Below are 25,496 nucleotides of genomic sequence, written 5' to 3' on the forward strand. Positions count from 1 at the left end.
GTCGACCGTGGTCACTCTTGGGTCACGATCTGCCCACCTCTCCGGAGGTCCTGTGGGCAACGTGCGCAGACCATGTACGGTCCGGGCCATGAGCGACCCCGTGCAGGCCCCGCACCCCGGGCGGACCGCGACGCGCCGCCCGCTCGTGGTGCTGGAGGGCGTGCAGAAGCACTTCGGAGCGCTGCACGTGCTGAAGTCGATCGACCTGACGATCGCCGAGGGCGAGGTCGTCGTGGTGATCGGCCCCTCCGGGTCCGGCAAGTCGACGCTGTGCCGGGCGATCAACCGCCTGGAGACCATCGACGGCGGGCGCATCACCATCGACGGCAAGGACCTGCCCGCCGAGGGCAAGGACCTGGCGCGGCTGCGCGCCGACGTCGGGATGGTCTTCCAGAGCTTCAACCTCTTCGCCCACAAGACGGTGAAGCAGAACGTGACCCTCGGCCCGGTGAAGGTCCGCGGCACCTCCGCCGCGGAGGCCGGCCGCCGCGCCGACGAGCTGCTGCAGCGGGTCGGGGTCGCCTCGCAGGCCGCCAAGTACCCCGCGCAGCTGTCCGGCGGCCAGCAGCAGCGCGTGGCGATCGCGCGGGCGCTGGCGATGGACCCCAAGGTCATGCTCTTCGACGAGCCGACGTCCGCGCTGGACCCGGAGATGATCAACGAGGTCCTCGACGTCATGACGGGCCTGGCCCGCAGCGGCATGACGATGGTCGTCGTCACCCACGAGATGGGCTTCGCCCGCCGCGCCGCCGACCGCGTCGTCTTCATGGCGGAGGGCGAGGTCCTCGAGGACGCCGTGCCGGAGAAGTTCTTCACCGACCCCGAGCACCCCCGGGCCAAGGACTTCCTGTCCAAGATCCTCACCCACTGACCGATCCGCCCGCCGGACCCACAGGAACCACCCCAGGAGGCACGACCCCCATGAGGACCATCCGCAGCAGGCACCGCGTCAGCGCGCTGGCCGGCGTGGCGACCGCCCTGCTCGCCCTGAGCGCCTGCGGCCAGGAGGGCTCCCCGGAGACCGCCGGCGGCGGCACCGAGAGCCCGGGCAGCAGCTCGGCGGCGCCCACCTACGCCGTGGCCTCCGACGTGGCCATCACCGGCAGCCCGACGTTCGACAAGATCACGTCGGCCGGCAAGGTCGTCATCGGCGTCAAGGCCGACCAGCCGGGCATCGGGCAGAAGGACCCCGGCAGCGGCGAGTACGCCGGCTTCGACATCGAGATGGCCAAGCTCATGGCCGCCAAGCTCGGGCTCACCCCGGACGAGATCGAATTCGTCGAGACCGTCTCCGCCAACCGCGAGCCCTTCCTGCAGCAGGGCACGGTCGACATGGTCATCGCCTCCTACACGATCAACGACAAGCGCAAGGAGGTCGTCGACTTCGCCGGCCCGTACTACGTGGCGGGCCAGGACCTGCTCGTGCGCGCCGACGACGACTCGATCACCGGGCCGGACTCCCTGGCCGGCAAGAAGGTGTGCTCGGTGGAGGGTTCCACACCGGCGACCCGCATCCGCGACGAGCACCCGGAGGCGACGCTGGTGACCTTCGACGCGTACTCCAAGTGCGTGCAGCAGCTGACGAGCAACGCCGTGGACGCCGTCACCACCGACGACGCCATCCTGCGCGGCTACGCGGCCCAGCAGCCGGACGCCCTCAAGGTCGTCGGCGAGCCGTTCAGCGAGGAGCCGTACGGCATCGGCCTGCCCAAGGGCGACACCGTGCTGCGCAACACCCTCAACGACGCCATCGAGGCGGCGGTGAGCGACGGCGACTGGAAGAAGGCGTACGACTTCACCCTCGGTGGCAGCGGCACCGACCCCGAGCCCCCGACGGTCGACCGCTACTGAGAGCCGCGCCCGGGCACCCCGACGACGTGGTGCCCGGGCGCCCGCACGTCCACCCCCGTTCCACGACCCCCTAGGAGGCGACGTGCAGGTCATCGTCGACAACCTCGACGCCTTCGGGCGCGGTGCCTGGGGCACGATCGTCCTGTTCTTCTGGTCGACGCTCGGCTCCCTGGTGCTCGGCACGGTCCTGGCCGTGTTCCGCGTCTCCCCCAGCCCGGCGCTGCGGGCCGTCGGGGCGACCTACGTCAACCTGTTCCGCAACACGCCGCTGACGCTGATCATGGTGTTCTGCGTGCTGTGCCTGCCCATCCTGCAGATCACCTTCACCGAGGACTCCGGGCGGCAGTACCGCGCCTACGCGGTCCTGGCGCTGGTGGCGTACACCTCCTCCTTCGTCTGCGAGGCGATCCGCTCCGGCATCAACACCGTGCCGGTCGGGCAGGCCGAGGCCGCGCGCGCCATCGGGCTGCCGTTCACCAAGGTGCTGAGCCTGGTGGTGCTGCCGCAGGCGTTCCGCGCCGTGGTGCCCCCGCTGGGCAGCATCCTCAACGCGCTGCTGAAGAACACCTCGGTCGCCTCGGCGGCCAACAACTTCGAGCTGATCTCCGCGATGCGCGGCCTGGTGGAGCAGAACGGCAACGCGGTCATCGCCGTCCTCATCGGCACCACGGTGACCTACGTGGTCCTCGCGCTGCTGCTCTTCGCCGGCGTCGAGGCGCTGGAGCGGGCGCTCGACCGCGACCGGAAGGGGGCACGGGCATGAGCTCGCGCATCGAGGCCGTCCTCTACGACGCACCCGGCCCGCGCGCCCGCCGGCTCAACGCCGTCCTCACCGTCGTCGGCGTGCTCGTCTTCGCGGCGGTCGTCGGCTGGGTGGTCTGGAAGCTGCACGCGGCCGGGCAGTTCAGCGCCTCGCTGTGGAGCCCGTTCAGCTACACCGACATCCAGACCCAGCTGGCGGCGGCCTGGTGGGAGACCATGAAGGTGGCGCTGACGGCGATCGTCCTCTCGATCGTCCTCGGCGCGGTCCTGGCGGCCGGGCGGCTGTCGACCTCCGCGGCGCTGCGGCGCGTGGCCGCGACCCTGGTGACGCTGTTCCGCACGCCGCCGGTGCTGCTGCTGATGTTCTGGTTCTTCTACGGCGCCAGGGGGCAGATCCCGCTGTTCTGGTGCGCCGTGCTGGGCCTGACCATCTACAACGGCGCCTTCCTCGCGGAGATCCTGCGCGCCGGCGTCCAGGCGCTGCCGAAGGGGCAGGCGGAGGCGGGCCTGGCGATCGGGCTCACCCCCGGTCAGGTGCTGTGGACGGTGCAGCTGCCGCAGGCGGTCCGCTCCATGCTGCCCTCGCTGGTGTCCCAGGTCGTCGTCATCCTCAAGGACACCGCGCTGGCGTACATCATCGGCTACAGCGAACTGCTGCGCTGGGGTCAGCAGGCGGGGTCCTTCTACTTCAACCTCATCCCGGCGTTCATCGTCATCGCGGTCGTGTACGTGGGCACCAACATGGTGATCTCCGGCCTGGCCAAGCTCCTGGAGCGCCGGATGAGCACGCACACCGCGGCGCGCACCAGCCCGCAGGTCGCGGGCGCCCAGGCCGGCGCCGCCTCCGCCTGAGGTTGCGCACGCCCGGGGTGCAGGCGCACCGACGCCGAGGGCCGGTCACCGCCACGGTGACCGGCCCTCGGCGTTGCCGCACGTCCGTGGTGCCGCGGGCGTCGGACGTCGGCGCGTCAGACGTCGGCGCGGGGCGCGTACCGGGTGAGCTTCGGCGGGGCGGCGACGAGCGTGCCCAGCTGCGAGGCGCCCTCCGGGGTGGCGCGCCAGGCGCGGTAGGCGTCGTCGTGCTCGAGGGACTCCCAGCGCTCCAGCAGCACGACACGGGTCTCGTCGTCGGTGTCGACGAGGACGTCGACCCCGAGGCACCCCTCGAAGGCGCGGGTCGCCTGCAGCGTCTGCGTGATGATCGCAGGCGCGTCGGCGACGGCCTCGGGCTTGAGGGTGAGTTCCAGGACGGAGGTGATGCTCACGGGTGCTCCTGACTGCCGACGGTGGTGCCAGGAGGCTACGCGTGCCGAGCGCGCCGCCGACGACGGGTTCACCCCAGGGGCTCGGCGTCGTCCACGGTCTCGTCCGCGTCGGCCGCCAGCTCCTCGCGGACCAGGCGCATGACCAGGCCGGGCGGGAAGCCTCGTCGGGCGAGTACCCCCGCCAGCCGGCGCTGCCGCTTCACCGGGTCCATGCCCCGCGTGGCCGCGAGCGGTCTGCGCAGGAGCGTGCGGGCGGCCTGCTCCTCGATGGAGTCGTCGACCTCCTCGAGGGCCTCCTGGGCGGTCTCGTCGGCGATGCCCTTGCGGCGCAGCTCCAGAGCGAGCGCACGGCGGCCGCGGTGACCCTGCCGCGAGTGCACCCAGGTCTGCGCGAAGGAACGGTCGTCGACGAGCCCGACCTCCTCGAAGCGGTCGAGGACGTCCTGGGCGACCTGCTCCGGCACGTCCTTGGCCGCCATCTTCTGCGCCAGCTGCGCACGGCTGCGAGGAGCCATCGTCAGCTGGCGCAGGGCGATGGTGCGAGCGACCTCGTGCGGGTCCGCCTCCCGGTCCGGGTTCTCCTCCGGACCGGGAGGGACGTCACGGCGCCGCCGCGGGCGGTCGGGACGACTCAGAACTCGACCTTGTCCTCGACCTCGGCCGGTGCGTCGATGCGGGCACCGATGCCGAGCTTCTCCTTGATGCGCTTCTCGATCTCGTCACCGAGGTCGGGGTTGTCGCGCAGGAAGGCGCGGGCGTTCTCCTTGCCCTGCCCGAGCTGGTCGCCCTCGTAGGTGTACCAGGCGCCCGACTTGCGCACGAAGCCGTGCTCGACGCCGAGGTCGATGAGCCCACCTTCGCGGGAGATGCCCTGGCCGTAGAGGATGTCGAACTCGGCCTGCTTGAACGGCGGGCTGACCTTGTTCTTGACGACCTTGACGCGGGTGCGGTTGCCGACGGGGTTGGTGCCGTCCTTGAGCGTCTCGATGCGGCGCACGTCCAGGCGCACGGAGGCGTAGAACTTCAGCGCCTTGCCGCCCGTGGTCGTCTCGGGCGAGCCGAACATGACGCCGATCTTCTCGCGCAGCTGGTTGATGAAGATCGCCGTGGTGCCGGAGTGGTTGAGGGCACCGGTGATCTTGCGCAGGGCCTGCGACATGAGGCGGGCCTGCAGGCCGACGTGGCTGTCGCCCATCTCGCCCTCGATCTCGGCCTTGGGCACCAGGGCCGCGACCGAGTCGATGACGATGATGTCGAGGGCGCCGGAGCGGATGAGCATGTCGGCGATCTCCAGCGCCTGCTCACCGGTGTCCGGCTGGGAGACCAGCAGGGCGTCGGTGTCCACGCCCAGCTTGGCGGCGTAGTCCGGGTCCAGGGCGTGCTCGGCGTCGATGAAGGCGGCGATGCCGCCCTTCTTCTGCGCGTTGGCGACGGCGTGCAGGGCGACGGTGGTCTTGCCGGAGGACTCCGGGCCGTAGATCTCGACGACGCGGCCGCGGGGCAGGCCGCCGATGCCGAGCGCGACGTCCAGGGAGATGGCACCGGTGGGGATGACCTCGATGGGCGGGCGGACCTCGTCGCCGAGACGCATCACCGAGCCCTTGCCGAAGTTCTTGTCGATGGCTGCGAGCGCGGCGTCGAGGGCCTTCTCGCGGTCCGCAGGAGCGGGCATGTCCTCACCTTTGGGTCGGGTCGGCCGGCTCCTCGTCAGAGCGCGGGCCTTCGGTCGAGCTGACGCGGGTCACGCTACGACCCGCCTCCGACACGACCCCCGGACGAACCGGGGCGGTGGGTGGCGGGGCGCTGCGCGGCCCCTGTGGACACGCCGATCGTATCCGTACAGGTGTTCGACCGGCGCACCCGCCTCGGCGTGTCGGCCCCTGCCGCGCCGCCCGCGCGCCCCCTACAGTGCCGCGCGTGACGTCGACGTCCCCGGCCCCCGTGCCGCACTCCGCCCCCAGCGTCCTCGACCCGCGCGGCTCGGCGCTGCTCGAGCCCGGCGCGCGCCTGGAGCACCTGGGCACCGCCAGCACCTGGGCCGAGGGCCCGCTGTGGCTGCCCGCCGAGCAGGCGCTGCTCGTCAGCGACATCCCCGGCGACCGGGTCCTGCGTTGGAGCGAGGCCGAGGGGCTCGTCGTGCACCGCGAGGGCGTGGAGTTCACCAACGGCCGCACCCTGGACCACCAGGGCCGGGTCGTCACCTGCTCGCACGGCCGGCGCGCGGTGGAGCGCACCGCGCCCGACGGCACGACCGAGGTCCTCGTCGACTCCTACGCCGGCGCCCGGCTGAACTCACCCAACGACGTCGTCGTCGCCTCCGACGGCGCGGTCTGGTTCACCGACCCGCCGTACGGCATCTCCGTGGAGGTGGAGGGGCACGAGGGGCACCGCGAGTACGGCGACAACTTCGTCTTCCGCTTCGAGGAGTCCACCGGCGAGCTGCGGGTCGTCGTCACCGACGTCGAGGAGCCCAACGGGCTGGCCTTCTCCCCCGACGAGTCGCTGCTCTACGTCGCCGACACCTCGGCGGCCGGCACGCCCGGCAACGGCGACCACCGGCTCATCCGCGTCTACGACGTGCTCACCGGCGTGCGCGGCGGCCGCGGCCCGCAGGCGCGCCCCGGCGGTCCCGTCGCCAAGAACGGGCGCGTCTTCGCGACGATGGACCGCGGCCTGGCCGACGGCTTCCGCGTGGACCGCGAGGGCAACGTGTGGACCTCCAACGGCGACGCGGTCACCGTCTTCGCCCCGGACGGCACGCGGTTGCTGGAGGTCGTCGTCGGCGAGGTCGTGGCCAACCTCTGCTTCGGCGGTCCGCAGGGCCGCGACGTCTACGTGGCCGCGTCCACGAGCGTGTACCGGCTGCGCACCCGCGCCGTCGGCGCCGGGCTGTGGTGGCTGTGAGCGGGCCCGCGGACGGCGCCGGGGGCGCGGCGGCGGGCGGGCGCGGCTGGACCGCTCCGCCACCGCCGGAGCGCGTGGAACCGGCGGGCACCGCCGACGAGCGCACGCTCCTGGCGGCCTACCTCGACTACCACCGCGCCACCTTCGCCCGGAAGGTCGCCGGCCTGAGCGCCGAGCAGCTGCGCCGGCGCGCCGTGGAGCCGTCGTCGCTGAGCCTGCTGGGCCTGGCCCGCCACCTGGCCGAGGTGGAGCGCTCCTGGTGGCGCCGGCGCGTCGACGGCCAGGACGTCGAGCCGCTGACCTACGACGGGGCCAACCCCGACGGGGACTTCGACGACGTCGAGGACGCGGACGCCGCGGCGGACCTGGCGTGGCTGGCCCGGGAGCAGCAGCTCGCGCGCGACGTGCTGGCCCGCCACTCCCTCGACGACACCTTCGAGCACGCGCGGCAGGGCACGCTGTCGGTGCGCTGGGTGCTGGCCCACCTCGTCGAGGAGTACGCCCGGCACAACGGCCACGCCGACCTGCTGCGCGAGCGGATCGACGGCGAGGTCGGCGAGTAGCGCCCGCGGGGCCCTCAGCGCTTGGGCGCGCGGTCCCTGCCCAGCCGCCGCGCCTGCGGGACGTCCATCGCCTCGCACAGCGCGAGCCAGATCTCCTTGGGCTCGACACCGGCGTCCAGCGCCTGCTGGGCGGTGCGGTCGTCGAGGGCCAGCAGGACCTGGTCGGCGGCCAGCGACCGGCCGTAGGCGGTGCCGAACTCGTCCTCCACCAGGGTCCAGAACTCGCTGACGCGCATGGCGCAAGCCTGCCACGCGGGGGCGGGGCCGGCCGCTGGAGGGCGGGTGTCGGAGGCCGGTGGTCGAATGACGTCCATGAGCACCGCCAGCACCGAGGTCCCCGCCGCCGACGAGGTGCTCCAGCGGTTCTCGGCCGCCACGCGCGCGTGGTTCACCCGCGCCTTCGAGGCGCCCACCCCCGCCCAGCTGGGCGCCTGGGACGCCGTCAGCCGGGGCCGGCACGCGCTCGTCGTCGCCCCCACGGGGTCGGGCAAGACGCTCTCGGCGTTCCTGTGGGCCCTGGACGGCCTGGCGGCCGAGCCCGTGCCCGAGGACAAGGACCACCGCTGCCGGGTGCTGTACGTCTCCCCGCTGAAGGCCCTGGCCGTCGACGTCGAGCGCAACCTGCGCTCCCCGCTGACCGGCATCCGCCAGGAGGCGCAGCGGCTCGGGCTGCCGGTGCCCGAGGTGCGCGTGGGCGTCCGCTCCGGCGACACCCCCGCCGAGGAGCGCCGCGGCTTCACCCGCACCCCGCCGGACGTGCTCATCACCACCCCCGAGTCGCTGTTCCTGCTGCTGACCTCCAAGGCGCGCGAGCAGCTGCGCGGGGTGCGCACCGTCGTCCTCGACGAGGTGCACGCCATGGCGGGCTCCAAGCGGGGAGCCCACCTGGCGCTGTCGCTGGAGCGCCTGGACGCGCTTGTGACCGCGGCGGGGGGCGAGCCCACCCAGCGGGTGGGCCTGTCGGCCACCGTGCGCCCGGTGCAGGCCGTGGCCGAGTGGGTCTCCGGCGGGCGGCCGGTGACGGTCGTGCAGCCGCCGTCCACCAAGGAGTTCGACCTGCGCGTCGTCGTCCCGGTGGAGGACATGAGCGACCTCGACGCCTCCGGCCGCGGCGCCGAGGACCCCGACGACCTCACCGGCCAGGCGGCGGGCGACCCTCGGCGGGCCAGCATCTGGCCGCACGTGGAGGAGCGCATCGTCGACCTCGTCGCCGAGCACCGCTCCACGCTCGTCTTCGCCAACTCGCGGCGGCTGTCCGAGCGGCTGACCGCCCGCCTCAACGAGGTCTGGGACGAGCGGCTGCACCCGGAGGAGGACGCGGCCCCCGACCCGTGGGACACCGGGCGCCCCGTCCCCCCGCCCCCCGCCGAGGCTCCCGGGGCCTCCGGGCTCTCGGAGGGCAAGCCGCCGGTGCTGGCCCGCGCGCACCACGGCTCGGTCTCCAAGGAGCAGCGCTCCCTCATCGAGGAGGACCTCAAGGCCGGCCGGCTGCCCGCCGTCGTGGCGACCTCCAGCCTGGAGCTGGGCATCGACATGGGCGCCGTCGACCTCGTCGTGCAGGTGGAGTCCCCGCCGAGCGTGGCCAGCGGCCTGCAGCGCGTCGGGCGCGCGGGGCACCAGGTCGGCGCCGTCTCCCGCGGCGTGCTGTTCCCGAAGTTCCGCGGGGACCTGCTGCAGACGGCCGTCGTCGTCGAGCGCATGCGCGAGGGGCGCATCGAGGAGCTGCACGTCCCCGCCAACCCCCTGGACGTGCTGGCCCAGCAGGTCGTGGCCATGGTCGCCATGGACGAGTGGACCGTGCCCGACCTGCACGCGCTCGCCCGGCGCGCGGCCCCGTTCGCCACCCTCTCGCGCGCCGTGCTCGACGCCGTCCTGGACATGCTGTCCGGGCGCTACCCCAGCGACGAGTTCGCCGAGCTGCGCCCGCGCCTGGTCTGGGACCGCGTCACCGACACCCTCACCGGGCGTCCCGGCGCGCAGCGCCTCGCCGTCACCAGCGGCGGCACCATCCCCGACCGCGGCCTGTTCGGGGTGTTCCTGGCCTCCGGCGAGGGGCCGGGGCGGCGGGTGGGCGAGCTGGACGAGGAGATGGTCTACGAGTCCCGGGTCGGCGACGTCATCACGCTCGGCTCCTCGGCCTGGCGCGTGGAGGACATCACCCACGACCGCGTCCTGGTGACCCCGGCGCCGGGGCAGCCCGGCCGGTTGCCCTTCTGGCACGGGGAGGCCCTGGGCCGCCCGGCCGAGCTCGGCCGCGCCCTCGGGGAGTTCGTCCGCGAGCTCGGCGGCCTGCCCGGCGGCTTCGCCGGTGAGGCCGCCGGCGAGCGGGTGCGCGCGGCCGGCCTGGACGACTGGGCCGCGGGCAACCTGCTCGCCTACCTCGGCGAGCAGCAGGAGGCCACCCGCCACGTGCCCGACGACCGCACGATCGTCGTGGAGCGCTTCCGCGACGAGCTCGGCGACTGGCGCGTGTGCGTGCACTCCCCCTTCGGCGGGCAGGTGCACTCCCCGTGGGCGCTGGCCCTGGGTGCGCGCATGCGCGAGCGGTTCGGCGTCGACGTGCAGGCCATGCCCGCCGACGACGGCATCGTGCTGCGCCTGCCCGACCTGGACCTGCCCGAGGGGCAGGCCCCCGACGTGGCCGACCTCGTCGTCCTGGAGGCCTCCGAGGTCGCGGAGCTGGTGACCGCCGAGCTCGGCGGGTCGGCGCTGTTCGCCTCCCGCTTCCGCGAGTGCGCCGCGCGGGCGCTGCTGCTGCCGCGCCGGCAGCCGGGGCGGCGCCAGCCGCTGTGGCAGCAGCGGCAGCGGGCGGCCTCGCTGCTGCAGGTGGCCAGCCGGTTCGCGAGCTTCCCCATCGTGCTGGAGACGGTGCGCGAGTGCCTGTCCGACGTCTTCGACGTCACCGGGCTGGAACGCCTCATGGGCGAGCTCGCGGCGCGCACGGTGCGCGTGGTGGAGGTGGAGTCCCAGCAGCCGTCGCCGTTCGCCCGGGGGCTGATGTTCGGCTACGTCGCGCAGTTCCTCTACGAGGGCGACTCCCCGCTGGCCGAGCGCCGCGCGGCGGCGCTGGCCCTGGACCCGAGCCTGCTCGCCGAGCTGCTGGGGCGCGGGGAGGGCGCGGCGCTGCGCGACCTGCTCGACCCGGAGGCGGTGACCCGCACCGAGGCCGAGCTGCAGCGCCTGGTGCCCGAGCGCCGCTGCGCCGACGCCGAGGACGTCGCCGACCTGCTGCGGGTGCTGGGGCCGCTGACCACCGCCGAGGTGGTGGCCCGCAGCGGCCGCAGCCTCGACGAGGTGCCCGTCGTGCTCGGCGAGGACGACGTCACCGGCTGGCTGGTCTCGCTGGAGGGGGCGCGCCGGGTGATCCGGGTGCGCGTGGCCGGCGGCGAGCACTGGGCGGCGATCGAGGACGCCGGCAGGCTGCGCGACGGGCTGGGCACCGCGCTGCCCGTGGGCATCCCCGAGGCGTTCACCGAACCCGTGGCGGACCCGCTGGGCGAGCTGTTCGGCCGCTACGCGCGCACCCGCGGTCCCTTCACCGTCGCCGAGGCCGCCGCCCGCTTCGGCGTGGGCCGGGCCGTGGCGCACGACGCGCTGCGGCGCCTGCAGGCCTCCGGCCGGCTGGTGGAGGGCGAGCTGCGCCCCGGCGGCACGGGCACGGAGTTCTGCGACGCCGACGTCCTGCGCGCCCTGCGCCGGCGCTCGCTGGCGGCGCTGCGCGCCGACGTCGAGCCCGTCGCCCCGCGCGACCTCGCCCGGTTCCTGCCCGCCTGGCAGGGCGTCGGCACGGGCATCCGCTCGCGCCTGCGCGGGGTGGACGGGGTGCTGCGGGCCGTCGAGCAGCTGGCCGGCGCCGTCGTGCCCGCCAGCGCGCTGGAACCGCTCGTGCTCGCAGCGCGGGTCGAGGGGTACTCCCCGGCGATGCTCGACGAGCTCACTGCGGCCGGGGAGGTCGTCTGGTCCGGTCACGGCAGCCTGCCCGGCGACGACGGCTGGGTCTCGCTGCACCCGGCGGACCTGGCGCCGCTGACGCTGCCGGACCCGGCCGAGTCGGAGGTCGCGGTCGACACCGACCTGCACCGCGCGGTGCTGGCGGCGCTCGGCGGTGGCGGCGCGTACTTCTTCCGCGCGCTCTCCGACGCCGTCGGCTCCACCGACGACGCGGGGCTGGCCAGCGCGCTGTGGGACCTGGTGTGGGCCGGTCGGCTCACCAACGACACGCTCGCCCCGCTGCGCAACCGCCTCGGCGGCCGCGGGGCGCACAAGGCGCGCGCGGGTGCACCGCGCTCGCGCTACGCCCGCCCCGGGCGGCCGGGCCGGGGCCTGCGCGGCACCCGCGTGGAGCTGCCCTCGCGCAGCGGTCCCCCGTCGGCGGCCGGTCGCTGGTCGATGCTGCCGCAGGTGGAGGCCGACGCCACCGTGCGCGCGCACGCCACCGCGGAGGTGCTGCTGGACCGGCACGGGGTGCTCACCCGCGGAGCGGTCGGCAGCGAGCGGGTGCCGGGCGGCTTCGCGGCGGTCTACCGGGTGCTGGCCGCCTTCGAGGAGGCGGGCCGCGCGCGGCGCGGGTACTTCGTCGAGGGGCTGGGAGCCTCCCAGTTCGCCACGACCGGCGCCGTGGACCGGTTGCGCGACAGCGCCCGCCCGCTGGGCGGAGCCAGCCCCTCGCAGGCCCGGCAGGAGCGGCGGGGACGCGGGGACTCCGGGCCGGGGGCGGTCGTGCTGGCGGCCACCGACCCGGCCAACCCGTACGGGGCGGCGCTGGGGTGGCCGGAGCGGCCCGAGAGCACCGCGGGGGCCAGCGGGCACCGCCCCGGGCGCAAGGCCGGCGCCCTGGTCGTCCTCGTCGACGGCGAGCTCGTGCTCTACGTCGAGCGCGGCGGGCGCTCGGTGCTGTCGTGGACCGCGGAGGCCGAGGCCCTGCAGCCCGCCGCCGACGCGCTGGCGCTGGCCGTGCGCGAGGGGGTCCTGGGCAAGCTGACGGTGGAGAAGGCCGACGGCAGCGAAGTGCTGGCGGCGGGCTCGCCGCTGGGCGCGGCGCTGGAGGCGGCGGGCTTCCACGCGACCCCGCGCGGTCTGCGCATCCGCTCGTGACGCGCCTCGCGGGATCGGGCGCCGGGGTGCTCGCGGACGTGCTCGCGGACGTGCTCGCGGAGCGGTCCGCCGGGGGCGCGCGTGCCCGAGGGTGACGTCGTCTGGCGCACCGCGCACCGGCTGCACCGGGCGCTGGCCGGGCGCGAGCTGCTGGCCGCCGACCTGCGCTGGCCGAGCCTGGCGACCGCGGACCTGGCGGGGCGGCGGGTGCTGGAGGTGGTGAGCGCCGGCAAGCACCTGCTCACCCGCCTGGCCGCGCACGGCGACGAGCCCGCGCTGACGCTGCACAGCCACCTGCGGATGGAGGGCTCGTGGTACGTCGAGCGCACCGGCGACCAGCGCGGGCGGCGCTCGGCCTCCGGCATCCGCGCGGTGCTGGCGACGCGGGAGTGGACCGCCGTCGGCCACAAGCTGGGGATGCTCGACCTGGTCCCCACCGCGCGCGAGGACGGCCTCGTCGGACACCTCGGGCCGGACCTGCTGGGGCCGGGCTGGGACGCGGAACAGGCCCGGCGGCGGTTGCTGCGGCAGCCGGAGCGCGAGCTCGGCGCGGCCCTGCTGGACCAGCGGGTGCTGGCCGGGGTGGGCACGTTCTACATGGCGGAGGCGTGCTTCCTCGCACGCCTGACGCCGTGGTCGCCGGTGCGGGCCGTGGCGGACCTGCCCGCCTTCGTCGACCTGCTGCACCGGCTCCTCGAGGTCAACAAGGAGCGCGTCGAGCAGGTGACCACCGGCGACCTGCGCCACGGCCGGCACAACTACGTGCACGGCCGCTCGGGGCTGGCCTGCCTGCGCTGCGGGAGCACCGTGCGGGTGGCGATGATCGGCGAGGCGCCGCAGGAGCGGACGGCCTTCTACTGCCCGGGCTGCCAGCGCGGGCCGGCCCCCACCGACGACGGCCGGCCGCAACGCCCCCTCGGGCACGTGGACCGGGCCCGGACGACGCGCACGTCGTACCGGACCCGGAGGTGAGCGGGCGGCCGTGACCCCGTGGCCGCGCCCGGGGCTGCGGTGCCTGGGGTCGCGGTGCTCCGGGCCGCGGACTCAGGCGGCCGAGACGAGCCGGCGGCGCAGGACGAGCTCGAGCTCGTCGGGCAGCCCGTCGAGCTGGACGGCGAACTCCTGGCTGGTCTCGGCGGACAGGTCCGCCAGGGCCGAGTCGACGATGGAGTCGACGGCCTGGTCGACGGCGGACTCGACGCTCCGGTCGAGGTCCTCGTCGCGGGCGACGACGGGCACCACCGCGGGCGCGTCGCCGGTGAGCGTCACGAGCGGGGTGGGCTCGGCCGCCCGCGCCGGGGCGGCCGGTGCCGGGACGATGCCCTCGGCCGCGTAGGGGCGGCGGGCGACGTCGCGCACACCCTCCTCGTCGGCGATGCGGCGGGTCACCTCGCCGAGCACCTGGGACAGGGGGACGTCGAGGGCGGTGCAGATCGAGGCCAGCAGCTCGCTGGAGGCCTCCTTCTGACCGCGCTCGACCTCGCTGAGGTACCCCAGCGAGACGCGGGCGGTCGACGACACCTCGCGGAGGGTCCGGTGCTGGCCACGGCGTTCGTCGCGCAGCACGTCACCGATGGTCCGGCGGAGCACGACCATGCGACGGCCTCCCTCGGGGAGTCGAGGCGGCAGCCCACGCAACGTCGGACGGGCGTTCGGCGCTGCGCCGTGGCTGCCAGTAGTGGAACCACCACCGTACCCCGGCCGGGGCATCGGAGGCGTGGTGGGAGCAGGGTTGCGCACGACAGGCTCAACTCCCCGCAGGGCCGCCGTGTTCCGCGACGTGCTCGGGGGCGAGCTGGGTGACGAGGGCGGCGAGCTCGGCGATCGCCGCGTCGACGGCCGCGGCCCGCACCTGCGCCCGCTCCCCCGCCAGCGCCAGCCGGACGTGGCGGGCACCGCCGTCCAGCCGGTCGGCCGCCACCCCGACGAAGACCGTGCCGGGCGGGCAGCCGTCGGCGGGACCGGGACCGGCGACCCCCGTGGTGGAGACCCCCACGTCGGCGCCGAGGCGCTCGCGCACACCGCGGGCCATCTGCTCGGCGACGAGCCCGTCGACCGGGCCGGTGCGCGCCAGCCGGCCGGCGTCCACGCCGAGCACCGACGCCTTCAGCTCGGTGGCGTAGGCGACGACGCCACCGCGCACGACGGCCGAGGCGCCCGGCACGTCGACCAGCCGCGCGCACACCAGGCCGCCGGTCAGCGACTCCGCGGTGGCCACCGTCAGGGCGGCCGCGCGCAGCGCCGCGACGAGCTCCGGGGCGCCGGCGGGGCTCACGCGACCGGCCGCAGCAGCCGGTAGCCGGTCACGACGTAGGCCCACGCGCTCCACAGCGTCAGCACGACCGCGACACCCATGACGGCCAGGCAGAGCGGGTCCAGCGCCGCCGGCAGCGGCAGCACGAACAGGCCGACCGCGACGGTCTGCACGACGGTCTTGACCTTGCCGCCCTTGGCGGCGGGGATGACGCCGCGGCGGATGACGACGAAGCGCAGCAGCGTGACGGCCAGCTCGCGGGCCAGGATCACCACGGTCATCCACCACCACAGCCGCCCCTGCAGCGAGAGCACCACGAGACCGGCGCCGATGAGGGCCTTGTCGGCGATGGGGTCGGCGATCTTGCCGAAGTCGCTGACGACCTGCCAGCGGCGGGCCAGGTGCCCGTCGTAGCGGTCGGTGATGCTGGCGGCGACGAAGACCGCACTGGCGGCGGTGCGCCAGCGCCAGTCCGTGCCGCCGTCCTCGGCCAGGAACCACACGAAGACGGGGACGAAGAGCAGGCGCAGGACGGTCAGCGCGTTCGGCAGGTGCAGCCGGTGCGCGGTGCGCCACTCGAACCCGGTGCGGGTGCTCACGGGCGCTCCAGCGGCTGCGCGAGCAGGTCGGCGCCCGACACGCCGGTCACCCGGGCGGCGACGAGGTCCCCCACGGCCACGGCCGCCCCCGGGGGCAGGTCCAGCTCGGTCTCGCCGTCCACGTCGGGCCCCTGGTGGGCGGCGCGGCCCACGACGTGCCGGTCGCCGTCCTCGTCGACCACGGACTCCACGAGGACCTCGACGACCTCGCCGAGGCGCTCCTCGGCGCGCTGCGCCACGAGCTCCTCCACGAGGCGGCTGACGCGGTCGGCGCGGGCGGCCACGACGTCCGCGGGCAGCTGCCCGTCGAGGCCGGCGGCCTCGGTGCCGTCCTCGTCGGAGTAGCCGAAGACGCCGACGACGTCCAGGCGGGCGCGCTCGAGGAAGGAGCACAGCTCCTCGACGTCGTCCTCGGTCTCGCCAGGGAAGCCGACGATGACGTTGGAGCGGATCCCGGCCAGGGGCGCGCGCCGGCGCACCTGCTCCAGCAGCGCCAGGAAGGGCTCGCTGCCGCCGAAGCGGCGCATGCGCCGCAGCACGGCCGGGGCGGAGTGCTGGAAGGACAGGTCGAAGTAGGGCACGACGCCGGGCGTGGCGGTCAGGGCGTCCAGCAGCCCGGGCCGGACCTCGGCGGGCTGCAGGTAGGACACCCGCACGCGCTCGATGCCGTCGACGGCGGCCACCCGCGGCAGCAGGGCCTCCAGGGCGCGCAGGTCGCCGAGGTCCTTGCCGTAGGAGGTGGTGTTCTCGCTGACGAGGAAGACCTCCTTGACGCCCTGCTCGGCCAGCCAGCGGGTCTCGGCCAGCACCTCGTCGGCGGGCCGGGAGACGAAGGAGCCGCGGAAGGCGGGGATGGCGCAGAAGGAGCAGCGGCGGTCGCACCCGGCGGCGATCTTGACCGGCGCCCACGGCCCGGAGCCCAGGCGGCGGCGCACCACGCGGGGACCGCTGGCGGGGGCGAGCCCCTCGGGCAGGTCGCTCAGCTGCACGGGCGCGCGGGCGGCGGCGGCCGCCTGCCGCTCGGCCGGGGCCAGCGGCAGCAGGGAGCGGCGGTCGCGGGGCACGTGGGGCGCGGGCGCCTCGCCGTGCAGGATCGCGTCCAGGTGGCCGGCGAGGTCGGCGTAGGAGTCGAAGCCGAGGACGGCGTCGGCCTCGGGCAGCGACTCGGCGAGGTCCTTGCCGTAGCGCTCGGCGAGGCAGCCGACGGCCACGACGGCGCCGGTGCGGCCGGCGTCCTTGAGGTCGGCGGCGGCCAGGACGGTGTCGATGGAGTCCTTCTTGGCCTGCTCGACGAAGCCGCAGGTGTTGACGACCGCGACGTCCGCGCCGTCGGCGTCGTCGACGAGGGTCCACCCGGCGTCCGCGAGCCGGCCCGCGAGCTCCTCGGAGTCGACGTCGTTGCGTGCGCAGCCGAGGGTCACGAGCGCGACGGACCGCTGCGGGGTGGGAGTGGTGGACACGTCGTTCAGGGTACGCACCGCGCGGGGTGCGGGCGTCCGAGCCGCTCCCGCGCCGGTGGCGTCAGCCGGTGCGCACCCGCTGGACCTGCGGCACCGGCACGCGGCTGACCTCGCCCACCTCGGGCGCCAGCGCGTGCGGGGCCTCCGGGGACCCCGGTGGACCCGGCGAGCCGGGCGTGGTGCCCGCGGCAGCGTCGGCCACCGGGTGCTCCACGGGACCGGAGTCGTCCAGCAGCGCGCGCATGGGGCGGGTGGGGCGGAACCAGCCGCCGTCGGGCGGCAGCGCGGTGAGCCGGGTGCGCCCCAGGGAGACCTGGAAGGCGCCGGGGACGTCCTCCAGGTCGACGAACTCGATGAGCGGGGACTCCTGCGCGTAGCCGGCGACCTCGGCGAAGGAGAGCACGACGACCCGCACGCCCGCGCGGTGCAGCTCCTCCAGCGGTTGCAGGAAGTTGCGGCCGTCCCCGCTGGCGACGACGAGGCGCCGCAGCCGGTGGCTGGCCCGGCGGGCGGCGATGTGGCGCAGCATGGCGTCGTCGACGTCGTCCTCGGGCTGCACCTTGGGCCGGGCGAAGACGGCGTAGCCGAAGCTGCGCAGCGCCTCGATCCAGCCGCGCAGCGACACCGCGCTCGTGGGGTGCACGTTGGTGAACACGCAGCCCTCGACCTCGTGGTCGGCGGCCTCGGACAGGAACCAGCGCGCGATGGCGTCGAAGCGCGGCCGGTCGGAGGAGGCCGGGCGCGAGCCGAGGATCGACGACAGGGTCATGTCGATGTTGGGCGCGTCCCAGACCAGCAGGTCGAGGTCCTTGCGCTCCGTGACCGGCACGGGCTGTTCCCGCCGGGCCGGGTCGTGGGGGCGGGGCGAGTCCATGCGTTCAAATTACACGGAGAGTCACCATTTTGCGACGCTCTGTTTGCAATGCGTGACGTGTCGCTCAGCGGCGGTCGAGGAGCTCCCAGGCGTCCTCGTCCCCGCCGGCCGACTCCACGACCTCGACCTCGTCACCGCCCGCGGGTTCCAGCGCCCGCGGCGGCTCCTCGCCGCGCATGAGCGCCAGCGTGCCGGGCAGGTCCTCGGGGCGCACGAGCACGTCGCGGGCCTTGGAGCCCTCGCTGGGGCCGACGACCCCGCGCGACTCCAGCAGGTCCATCAGACGGCCGGCCTTGGCGAAGCCGACGCGCAGCTTGCGCTGCAGCATCGACGTCGAGCCGAACTGGGTGGTCACCACCAGCTCGGCCGCCTGCAGCAGCACCTCCAGGTCGTCGCCGATCTCCTCGTCGACCTGCTTCTTCTGCGCCGTCGCCACGACGTCGTCGCGGTAGGTCGGCTGCAGCTGCGACTTCACGTGCGAGACGACGGCCTCGATCTCGCTCTCGGTGACCCAGGCCCCCTGCACGCGCATCGGCTTGGAGGAGCCCATCGGCAGGAAGAGCGCGTCACCCTGCCCGACGAGCTTCTCCGCCCCCGGCTGGTCCAGCACGACGCGCGAGTCGGCCAGCGAGCTCGTCGCGAACGCCAGCCGGCTGGGGACGTTGGCCTTGATGAGACCGGTGACCACGTCCACGCTCGGGCGCTGGGTCGCCAGCACCAGGTGGATGCCGGCCGCGCGCGCCAGCTGCGTGATGCGCTGGATGGAGGCCTCCACGTCGCGCGGGGCGACCATCATGAGGTCGGCGAGCTCGTCGACGATCACCAGCAGGTACGGGTAGGGGTGCAGCACCCGCTGGGAGCCCTCCGGCGGGGTGACCCGGCCGGCCTTGACGGCCTTGTTGAAGTCGTCGATGTGCTTGAACCCGAAGGCCGCGAGGTCGTCGTAGCGCACGTCCATCTCGCGCACGACCCAGTCCAGCGCCTCGGCGGCCTTCTTCGGGTTGGTGATGATCGGCGTGATCAGGTGCGGGATGCCCTCGTAGATCGTCAGCTCGACGCGCTTGGGGTCCACGAGCACCATCCGGACCTCGTCGGGCGTGGCCCGCATGAGGATCGAGGTGATCATCGAGTTGACGAAGCTCGACTTGCCGGCGCCGGTGGCGCCCGCCACGAGCAGGTGCGGCATCTTCGCCAGGTTGGCGATGACGTACCCGCCCTCGACGTCCTTGCCGACGCCCATGACCATCGGGTGCTCGGTGCGGGTGGCGACGGCGCTGCGCAGCACGTCGCCGAGCGAGACGGTCTCGCGGTCGGTGTTCGGGATCTCGATGCCGATGGCCGACTTGCCCGGGATCGGCGACAGGATCCGCACGTCCGCGCTGGCGACCGCGTAGGCGATGTTCTTCGACAGCTGCGTGACCCGCTCGACCTTCGTGCCGGGCCCGAGCTCCACCTCGTAGCGGGTGACCGTCGGGCCGCGGGAGAAGCCGGTGACGCGCGCGTCGATGTCGAACTGCTCCAGCACGCCCGACAGGGCCTCCACGACGCGGTCGTTGGCCGCGCTGCGCTCCTTCGGCGGCGTGCCGGGCGTCAGCGCCGCCGGCTCGGGCAGCGTGTAGGTGACGTCGCCGGCCAGCGCCAGCTGCTCGATGCGCGGCGGCACCGGGGTGTGCGCCGGGGCAGGCAGGTCCTTGGGCGCGCTCGCCGGCACGCGAGCGGCGTCGACGACGGGACGCGCGGGCGCGGGAGCGTCCTCGGCCTCCTCGCGCACGGGGGCCTGCTCGGCGGCCACCGGGCGCCGCTCGCCCGGGCGGGGCCGGCGGCCGGCGCCGGCCGGGGCGGCCTGCGCGGCCCGCTCCTCGGCGTCGCTGAGCACGGGCGTCTCGAAGGCCTCGTCGCCGGCGCGCGCGGCGGCCTCGGCCTCGGCGAGCTCCCTGCGGCGCCGGCGCGCGGACCTGCCGGCGCTCTCCTCGGCGGGCTCCTCCCCGGCCGGGGCCGCCTCCAGCGCGGCGCGGCGCTGGCGGGCGAGGGCCTTGGCGGGCAGGTCGCGGGGCGCCTGCGGCTCGGGGCGGTGCGGGTGGTGGGTGAGGCGCTCGTAGCCCTCCCGCAGCCGCGCGGGGATGGCGTGCACGGGGGTCGCGGTGAGCACCAGGACGCCGAAGAACCCCAGCAGCACGAGGATCGGCACCATGACCCACGGCGTGAGCGCGGTGGTCAGGGGGCCGGCGACGAGGAAGCCGACCATGCCGCCGGCGTCGGTGACGACGCTGGCGCCCTCCGGCCCGGTGGGTGCGGGGGCGCCGCTGGCCAGGTGCACCAGGCCGGCGGCGGACAGCGTCAGGGCCATCGCGCCGACGACCGCCCGGGTGGTGGTCTGGGTGTGGTCGGGGTGGCGCAGCAGGTGCACCGCCAGGCCGACGAGGACGAGGGGCAGCGCCAGGGCGACCTCGCCGAACGTGCCGGCGGCCACGGTGTGGACCACGGCCCCCGCCCGGCCGGGCAACCCCCACCACTCGCGCGCGGCGACGACGATGGCCAGGGCCAGCAGGGCGAACCCGGCGCCGTCGCGGCGCAGCTCGGGGTCGAGGTCGCGGGCACCGGTGCCGACGCGGCGGGCGGCGCCGCCGACGAGGTGCGCGCACCCCATCCAGACCGCGGAGACGGCGCGCACCGGCCACGACGGGCCGCTGGGGGCGGGGCGCTTGGCGGGTGCGCGCTTGGCGCCGCCGGTGGACCGGCCGCCACCGCGGGCGCCGGACGAGCGCGCGGGTGCCTTCGACCCGCTGCGGGCCCCGGACGTCGCCACCTTCGCGGCTCCTCCCCTGCTGGACGTGCCTGCCGACCTGGAGCCGGTCGTGCGTGCGTTCGTCCGGGTGGCCATGCGGTCACCGTACCGACCGCGCTCGCACGGGCACGATCGCGGACACGACTGCTCCGGCCGGGCGCGCGCCCGGCCGTCGACCAGCGTGCCCCGGCGGCGCGGCGCGCACCGGCAGGACACGCCGAGGCCGGGGCCCGTCGGCGCCGGCGGCGGCCGCAGCGGACACACTGGCGCCGTGAGCGCCCTCGACGCGTCGGCGCGCCGGCGGACCACGAGCACCCGCATCGCCGGTGTCGACCTGGCCCGCGCCGCGGCCATCGCGGGGATGATGGCCGTCCACGTCCTGCCCCCGGGGGCGGCGGGGGCCGCCGGCACGCTGTACGAGGTCGCCCACGGGCGCGCCTCGGGGCTGTTCGCCGTCCTGGCGGGGCTCTCGCTGGGGCTGACGACCCGCTCGGCGGGCGGCTCCGCGCGGGCGCGGGCCGGGGCGCGCCTGGAGGTGGTGGTGCGCGGGGCGCTCGTCGCCGTGCTGGGGCTGGCGCTGGTGAGCGCCGGCAGCCGGATCGCGGTCATCCTGCCGTACTACGGGCTCGCCTTCGTGGCCGTGCTGCCGTTCCTGTGGTGGCCGGCGCGCCGGCTGGCGGTGGTCGCGGTCGGCTGGCTGCTGCTGGCCCCGGTGGCCTCCTACGCGCTGCGCGCCGTCCACGCGCTGCCCGCGCGCACCGAGCAGCCGGTGCTGACGGACCTGCCCCGGCCCGGGGAGCTGCTGCAGACGCTGCTGCTGACCGGCTACTACCCCGTGCTGGGCTGGACCGGCTACCTGCTGCTGGGCCTGGCCGTCTCGCGGCTGGACCTGCGGGCACCGCGCCAGGCGGTGCAGGTCGCCGGTGCGGGGGCGCTGCTGGCCGGTGCGGCGTGGATCGCCAGCGGCCTGCTGCTGGGGCCGGCGGGCGGCGGCGCCCGCCTGCGGGCGCTGGCCGGGCCGTCCGCCCTGCAGCTGCAGGAGTTCTACGGCACCGTCCCGACGACGTCGCGGTGGTGGCTGGCGGTGGTGGCCCCGCACTCGGGCACCCCGCCGGACCTGCTGCACACGGCCGGCACCGCGCTGCTGGTCATCGGCCTGCTGTGCCTGCTGCCGCCGCTGCTGACCCGGTTCCTGCAGCCGCTCAGCGCGTTCGGCGGCATGCCGCTGAGCGTCTACACCGCCCACGTGCTCGCGCTGGCGGCCTACCCGGGGGACACCGCGACGCTGCTGGCCCTGCACGTGCTGGTCGGGATCGTGCTGGCCACCGCGTGGCGGGCGGCCGCGGGCCGCGGGCCGCTGGAGACGCTCGTGGGCACGGCGGCCGGCGGCGCCGGGGCGCTCATCGCCCCGCGTCGGCCGGCGCGGGGCTGACCGGGGCCTGCCGGGGCCGACCGGGCCGGTGCACCCGCACGCGGCGCAGCGCCCCGCGCGACCGTGGTCGCCCGGGGCGCTGCGCCGGTGCCGGCCTGCGCTCAGGCGGCGACGACGACCGGGACGATCATCGGCCGGCGGCGGTGCGTCTGGGAGACCCAGGTGCCCACCGTGCGCCGCACGATCTGCTGCAGCTGGTAGACGTCGACCGCTCCGGTCGTGGCCTCGTTGAGGGCGTTCTCCACCCGCTTCTTCACGCCGGCGAAGCGGTCCTCGCCCTCGCCGATGAAGCCGCGGGCGTTGAACTCGGGCCCGGAGACGACCTTGCCGGTGACGGAGTCGACCGCGACGAAGATGGAGATGAACCCCTCCTCGCCGAGGATGCGGCGGTCCTTGAGGTCGGCCTCGGTGATCTCGCCGACGCTGGAGCCGTCGACGTAGACGTAGCCGACGGGCACGGCGCCGGTGATGCTGGCCTTGCCGTCGACGAGGTCGACGACCACGCCGTCCTCGGCGATGACCACGCGCTCGCGCGGGACGCCCGTCTTCACCGCCAGGTCGCCGTTGGCGATGAGGTGGCGGTACTCCCCGTGCACCGGCATGACGTTGCGGGGCTTGAGGATGTTGTAGCAGTAGAGCAGCTCCCCGGCGCTGGCGTGGCCGGAGACGTGGATCTTCGCGCTCTGCTGGTGCACGACCGTCGCGCCCAGGCGCACGAGGCCGTTGACCACCCGGAACACCGCGTTCTCGTTGCCGGGGATGAGCGAGCTGGCGAGGATGACGGTGTCGCCGCTGTCGATGGCGATGCGGTGGTCGCGGTTGGCCATCCGGCTCAGCGCCGCCATCGGCTCGCCCTGCGAGCCGGTGCACATGAGCACGACCCGGTCGTCGGGCAGGTCCTCGACCTGCTTGAGGTCGATGAGGACGTTCTTGGGCACCTGCAGGTAGCCCAGGTCGGCGGCGATGCCCATGTTGCGCACCATCGACCGGCCCACCAGGGCCACCTTGCGCCCGTGGGCGTCGGCGGCGTTGAGGACCTGCTGGACGCGGTGCACGTGGCTGGAGAAGGAGGCCACGATGATGCGCCGCTCGGCGCGGCCGAACAGCTGCTCCAGCACTGGGCCGATCTCGCGCTCGGGCGAGGTGAAGCCGGGGACCTCGGCGTTGGTGGAGTCGACGCAGAACAGGTCCACGCCCTCGTCGCCCAGGCGCGCGAAGGCGTTGAGGTCGGTGATGCGGTTGTCCAGCGGCAGCTGGTCCATCTTGAAGTCGCCGGTGTGCAGGACGAGCCCGGCGTCGGTGCGGATGGCGACGGCGAGCGCGTCCGGGATCGAGTGGTTCACCGCGACGAACTCGCACTCGAACGGGCCGAGCTGCTCGACCTGGCCCTCGCGCACGCCGAGGGTGTACGGCTTGATGCGGTGCTCCTTGAGCTTGGCCTCGACGAGGGCGAGGGTCAGCTGGGAGCCGAGCAGCGGGATGTCGGGGCGACGGCGCAGCAGGTACGGCACGGCGCCGATGTGGTCCTCGTGGCCGTGCGTGAGCACCAGCGCCACGACGTCGTCGAGGCGGTCGGCGATGGGGCCGAAGTCGGGGAGGATCAGGTCCACCCCCGGCTGGTGCTCCTCGGGGAAGAGCACACCGCAGTCGACGATCAGCAGCTTGCCGCGGTGCTCGAACACCGTCATGTTGCGCCCGACCTCGCCCAGCCCGCCGAGCCCGAAGACGCGCAGGGCGCCGTCGGGCAGCGGGGGCGGGCTGGACAGCTCGGGGTGCGGGTGGCTCATGCGGCTCCTCCTGCGGCCTGGGCGGCCGCGACCGTGGGACGGGGTCCAGCGTGCGTGGGGGTGGCGGGCAGCAGCCCGGCCAGGGCGAGGTCGGCGGCGACGGCGCCGACCTCCTCCTCGGTGGCGGCCAGCAGGGGCGCGCGCACGGAGCGCCCGCCGAGGGCACCGGTGAGCTCCAGCGCGGCCTTGACGGCCACGACGCCCTGCGTGCGGGTCATGATCCCGCGCACCGCGGGCAGCAGGCGGGTGTGCACCTCGCGGGCGGTGGCCAGGTCGCCGGCGTCGACGGCGGCCACCATGCGGGCGTACTCGCGCCCCGCGACGTGGCTGACGACCGAGACGATCCCGCTCGCGCCGAGGGTCAGCAGCGGCAGGTTGAGCGCGTCCTCGCCGGAGTACCAGGCCAGGTCGGTGCGGGCCAGGACCCACGAGGTGGCGTACAGGTCGCCCTTGGCGTCCTTGACCGCCACGACGCGCTCGTGCTCGGCGACGCGCACGAGGGTCTCGACCTCGACGGGCACGCCCGAGCGGCCGGGGATGTCGTAGAGCATCACCGGCAGCGCGGTGGCGTCGGCGACCGTGCGGAAGTGGTGCAGCAGCGCGGCCTGCGGGGGCTTGCTGTAGTACGGCGTGACGACCAGCAGCCCGTGGGCGCCGGCCTTCTCGGCCGCGCGGGCGAGCTCGACGGTGTGCGCGGTGTCGTTGGTGCCCACGCCCGCGACGACGTGCGCGCGCTCGCCGACGGCCTCGAGCACCGCGCGCAGCAGCCGGTCCTTCTCCTCGTCGGAGGTGGTCGGCGACTCGCCGGTGGTCCCGCTCACGACGAGCCCGTCGTGGCCCTCGCCGACCAGGCGCTCGGCCAGGGCGGCGGCGGCGTCGAGGTCGAGGGTCCCCGCGGGGTCGAAGGGGGTGACCATCGCGGACAGCACCGTCCCGAAGGGGCGTGGTGGCTGCGCGGCGGTGGCGGTGGGCATGGAGCGAGGTTACCGCCGCGCGCACCCCGCTCGACGGCGCACGGGTGGCGCGGGGTGGCGCGGGGTGGCGCGGACGTGACGGGACCCGGTCGCTGCCCGCTCGGGGGTCCGGGCAGCGACCGGGTCCCGGGGAGTCCATCGCCCGCACCCCGCGCGGCGTTACACGCGACCGGCGCGGCGTGGCGCCCCCCGCGCGCTCACGCCTCGTGCGGGGCCCGCTCCAGGACCTCCACCCGCACGCCGCCGGCGACCGGGCTCATCCGCACCTGCGACAGCAGCGCCACGACGGCGTCGGCCTCGAGCGGACCCTCGGGGTGGGTGGTGCGCACGGCCAGGGTCGCGCAGCCCGCGGCGCGGGCGGCGGCCAGGCCGGCGGGGGCGTCCTCGACGACGAGGCAGTCGGCGGGGTCGACGCCCAGGCGCCGCGCGCCGAGCAGGAAGCACTCGGGGTCCGGCTTGCCGCGGCTGACGTCGTCGAAGGTCACCAGCCGCGGCGGCGTCGGCAGGCCCGCGGCGCCCATGCGGGCGGCCGCCAGCGGCGCCGAGCAGGAGGTGACGACGGCCCAGCGGTCGGCGGGCAGGCCCGCCAGCAGGTCCGGCACCCCCGGCAGCTGCACGATGTCGTCGACGTCGGCGACCTCCAGCTCGGCGATGCGGGCGGCGGCCTGCTCGGCGCGCTCGGCGCCGACGAGGTCGGCGGCGATCTCGGGGGCGGGCCGCCCGTGCCCGGCGGCCGCCGCGAGCTGCTCGCCGGTGACGCCGTGCTCGACCGCCCAGGTGGTCCAGCAGCGCGCGATGGCCGCCGTGGAGTCGACGAGGGTGCCGTCCATGTCGAAGAGGACGGCGGCGTACACGGCGCTGGACTGCTCCCGGAGGGTCACCCGGGCACCCT

21 protein-coding genes and 1 pseudogene are annotated in these 25,496 nt (G+C 75.3%); 9 read left to right on the forward strand and 13 right to left on the reverse strand.

Going from position 1 to position 25,496, the window contains the following annotated elements:
* The first annotated feature begins 88 nt into the window (after nt 1-88).
* From ACRYM2_RS03900 to ACRYM2_RS03915, 4 genes are all read left to right on the forward strand, one after another.
* Entirely contained in the window at nt 89-871 is a 783-nt protein-coding gene (locus tag ACRYM2_RS03900) for an amino acid ABC transporter ATP-binding protein (protein ID WP_432520028.1), read from the forward strand.
* Nucleotides 872-921: 50 nt separating this feature from the next.
* A complete protein-coding gene (locus ACRYM2_RS03905) occupies nt 922-1,851 on the forward strand; it encodes a glutamate ABC transporter substrate-binding protein (RefSeq protein WP_432520030.1) in 930 nt (309 codons plus the stop codon).
* 82 nt (nt 1,852-1,933) lie between these two features.
* On the forward strand, nt 1,934-2,614 hold the full coding sequence (locus ACRYM2_RS03910; RefSeq protein WP_432520031.1) for an amino acid ABC transporter permease: 681 nt from the start codon (nt 1,934-1,936) through the stop codon (nt 2,612-2,614).
* A complete protein-coding gene (locus tag ACRYM2_RS03915; protein WP_432520032.1) occupies nt 2,611-3,465 on the forward strand; it encodes an amino acid ABC transporter permease in 855 nt (284 codons plus the stop codon). Before ACRYM2_RS03910 ends, ACRYM2_RS03915 begins: the two co-directional genes overlap by 4 nt.
* 116 nt (nt 3,466-3,581) lie before the next feature.
* On the opposite strand, the gene ACRYM2_RS03920 is transcribed toward ACRYM2_RS03915, so the two are convergent.
* From ACRYM2_RS03920 to recA, 3 genes are all read right to left on the reverse strand, one after another.
* Nucleotides 3,582-3,878, reverse strand: coding sequence for a putative quinol monooxygenase (locus ACRYM2_RS03920; RefSeq protein ID WP_432520034.1), 297 nt, complete (start codon nt 3,876-3,878; stop codon nt 3,582-3,584).
* 68 nt (nt 3,879-3,946) lie between these two features.
* Nucleotides 3,947-4,414, reverse strand: a complete 468-nt coding sequence (locus tag ACRYM2_RS03925; RefSeq protein ID WP_432520094.1) for a regulatory protein RecX — start codon at nt 4,412-4,414, stop codon at nt 3,947-3,949.
* 95 nt (nt 4,415-4,509) lie between these two features.
* Nucleotides 4,510-5,550: a recombinase RecA gene (gene recA, locus ACRYM2_RS03930; protein ID WP_432520035.1), complete on the reverse strand. Its 1,041-nt coding sequence runs from the start codon at nt 5,548-5,550 to the stop codon at nt 4,510-4,512.
* Between the two features lie 245 nt (nt 5,551-5,795).
* Between recA and ACRYM2_RS03935 the strand changes: the two genes are divergently transcribed.
* Nucleotides 5,796-6,782 carry an SMP-30/gluconolactonase/LRE family protein gene (locus ACRYM2_RS03935; protein ID WP_432520036.1) on the forward strand — a complete coding sequence of 329 codons (987 nt, stop codon included), beginning with the start codon at nt 5,796-5,798 and terminating at the stop codon, nt 6,780-6,782.
* A complete protein-coding gene (locus ACRYM2_RS03940; RefSeq protein ID WP_432520037.1) occupies nt 6,779-7,345 on the forward strand; it encodes a DinB family protein in 567 nt (188 codons plus the stop codon). The genes ACRYM2_RS03935 and ACRYM2_RS03940 overlap by 4 nt, the downstream gene beginning before the upstream one ends.
* Before the next feature lie 14 nt (nt 7,346-7,359).
* On the opposite strand, the gene ACRYM2_RS03945 is transcribed toward ACRYM2_RS03940, so the two are convergent.
* Complete coding sequence (locus ACRYM2_RS03945; RefSeq protein WP_166614626.1) at nt 7,360-7,581, reverse strand: DUF3046 domain-containing protein; 222 nt, start codon at nt 7,579-7,581, stop codon at nt 7,360-7,362.
* Between the two features lie 76 nt (nt 7,582-7,657).
* Here ACRYM2_RS03945 and ACRYM2_RS03950 point away from each other — a divergent pair, with 76 nt between their 5' ends.
* Both ACRYM2_RS03950 and ACRYM2_RS03955 read left to right on the forward strand, forming a co-directional pair.
* Nucleotides 7,658-12,439: an ATP-dependent helicase gene (locus ACRYM2_RS03950; RefSeq protein ID WP_432520039.1), complete on the forward strand. Its 4,782-nt coding sequence runs from the start codon at nt 7,658-7,660 to the stop codon at nt 12,437-12,439.
* Nucleotides 12,440-12,520: 81 nt separating this feature from the next.
* On the forward strand, nt 12,521-13,411 hold the full coding sequence (locus tag ACRYM2_RS03955) for a DNA-formamidopyrimidine glycosylase family protein (RefSeq protein WP_432520040.1): 891 nt from the start codon (nt 12,521-12,523) through the stop codon (nt 13,409-13,411).
* Between the two features lie 252 nt (nt 13,412-13,663).
* Here ACRYM2_RS03955 and ACRYM2_RS03960 read toward each other — a convergent pair.
* From ACRYM2_RS03960 to ACRYM2_RS03985, 6 genes and pseudogenes are all read right to left on the reverse strand, one after another.
* A pseudogene (locus ACRYM2_RS03960) lies at nt 13,664-14,035 on the reverse strand (helix-turn-helix domain-containing protein); the annotation flags it as partial.
* A 151-nt stretch (nt 14,036-14,186) separates the two neighbouring features.
* A complete protein-coding gene (locus ACRYM2_RS03965; protein WP_432520042.1) occupies nt 14,187-14,714 on the reverse strand; it encodes a CinA family protein in 528 nt (175 codons plus the stop codon).
* Nucleotides 14,711-15,292: a CDP-diacylglycerol--glycerol-3-phosphate 3-phosphatidyltransferase gene (gene pgsA, locus ACRYM2_RS03970; RefSeq protein ID WP_432520044.1), complete on the reverse strand. Its 582-nt coding sequence runs from the start codon at nt 15,290-15,292 to the stop codon at nt 14,711-14,713. Before pgsA ends, ACRYM2_RS03965 begins: the two co-directional genes overlap by 4 nt.
* On the reverse strand, nt 15,289-16,752 hold the full coding sequence (gene rimO / locus ACRYM2_RS03975) for a 30S ribosomal protein S12 methylthiotransferase RimO (protein ID WP_432520045.1): 1,464 nt from the start codon (nt 16,750-16,752) through the stop codon (nt 15,289-15,291). Before rimO ends, pgsA begins: the two co-directional genes overlap by 4 nt.
* Before the next feature lie 61 nt (nt 16,753-16,813).
* Complete coding sequence (locus ACRYM2_RS03980; protein WP_432520046.1) at nt 16,814-17,626, reverse strand: NYN domain-containing protein; 813 nt, start codon at nt 17,624-17,626, stop codon at nt 16,814-16,816.
* Between the two features lie 64 nt (nt 17,627-17,690).
* A complete protein-coding gene (locus ACRYM2_RS03985) occupies nt 17,691-20,273 on the reverse strand; it encodes an FtsK/SpoIIIE family DNA translocase (RefSeq protein ID WP_432520096.1) in 2,583 nt (860 codons plus the stop codon).
* Nucleotides 20,274-20,682: 409 nt separating this feature from the next.
* On the opposite strand from ACRYM2_RS03985, the gene ACRYM2_RS03990 reads away from it, so the two are divergent.
* On the forward strand, nt 20,683-21,843 hold the full coding sequence (locus tag ACRYM2_RS03990) for a heparan-alpha-glucosaminide N-acetyltransferase domain-containing protein (RefSeq protein WP_432520047.1): 1,161 nt from the start codon (nt 20,683-20,685) through the stop codon (nt 21,841-21,843).
* A gap of 101 nt (nt 21,844-21,944) precedes the next feature.
* On the opposite strand, the gene ACRYM2_RS03995 is transcribed toward ACRYM2_RS03990, so the two are convergent.
* From ACRYM2_RS03995 to ACRYM2_RS04005, 3 genes are all read right to left on the reverse strand, one after another.
* Nucleotides 21,945-23,630 carry a ribonuclease J gene (locus tag ACRYM2_RS03995; RefSeq protein WP_432520049.1) on the reverse strand — a complete coding sequence of 562 codons (1,686 nt, stop codon included), beginning with the start codon at nt 23,628-23,630 and terminating at the stop codon, nt 21,945-21,947.
* Complete coding sequence (gene dapA, locus ACRYM2_RS04000) at nt 23,627-24,604, reverse strand: 4-hydroxy-tetrahydrodipicolinate synthase (protein WP_432520050.1); 978 nt, start codon at nt 24,602-24,604, stop codon at nt 23,627-23,629. Before dapA ends, ACRYM2_RS03995 begins: the two co-directional genes overlap by 4 nt.
* Before the next feature lie 197 nt (nt 24,605-24,801).
* Nucleotides 24,802-25,485, reverse strand: a complete 684-nt coding sequence (locus tag ACRYM2_RS04005) for an HAD-IA family hydrolase (protein WP_432520052.1) — start codon at nt 25,483-25,485, stop codon at nt 24,802-24,804.
* Between the last annotated feature and the right edge of the window lie 11 nt (nt 25,486-25,496).

This window comes from Kineococcus aridisoli, from assembly GCF_050871885.1.
GTDB lineage: Bacteria > Actinomycetota > Actinomycetes > Actinomycetales > Kineococcaceae > Kineococcus.

Coding starts and splice junctions, on each gene's coding strand:
- ACRYM2_RS03900 (WP_432520028.1), top strand. CDS start 89: ATGAGCGACCCCGTGCAGGCCCCGCACCCCGGGCGGACCGCGACGCGC.
- ACRYM2_RS03905 (WP_432520030.1), top strand. CDS start 922: ATGAGGACCATCCGCAGCAGGCACCGCGTCAGCGCGCTGGCCGGCGTG.
- ACRYM2_RS03915 (WP_432520032.1), top strand. CDS start 2,611: ATGAGCTCGCGCATCGAGGCCGTCCTCTACGACGCACCCGGCCCGCGC.
- recA (WP_432520035.1), bottom strand. CDS start 5,550: ATGCCCGCTCCTGCGGACCGCGAGAAGGCCCTCGACGCCGCGCTCGCA.
- ACRYM2_RS03945 (WP_166614626.1), bottom strand. CDS start 7,581: ATGCGCGTCAGCGAGTTCTGGACCCTGGTGGAGGACGAGTTCGGCACC.
- ACRYM2_RS03950 (WP_432520039.1), top strand. CDS start 7,658: ATGAGCACCGCCAGCACCGAGGTCCCCGCCGCCGACGAGGTGCTCCAG.
- ACRYM2_RS03980 (WP_432520046.1), bottom strand. CDS start 17,626: ATGGACTCGCCCCGCCCCCACGACCCGGCCCGGCGGGAACAGCCCGTG.
- ACRYM2_RS03985 (WP_432520096.1), bottom strand. CDS start 20,273: ATGGGGTGCGCGCACCTCGTCGGCGGCGCCGCCCGCCGCGTCGGCACC.
- ACRYM2_RS03995 (WP_432520049.1), bottom strand. CDS start 23,630: ATGAGCCACCCGCACCCCGAGCTGTCCAGCCCGCCCCCGCTGCCCGAC.
- dapA (WP_432520050.1), bottom strand. CDS start 24,604: ATGCCCACCGCCACCGCCGCGCAGCCACCACGCCCCTTCGGGACGGTG.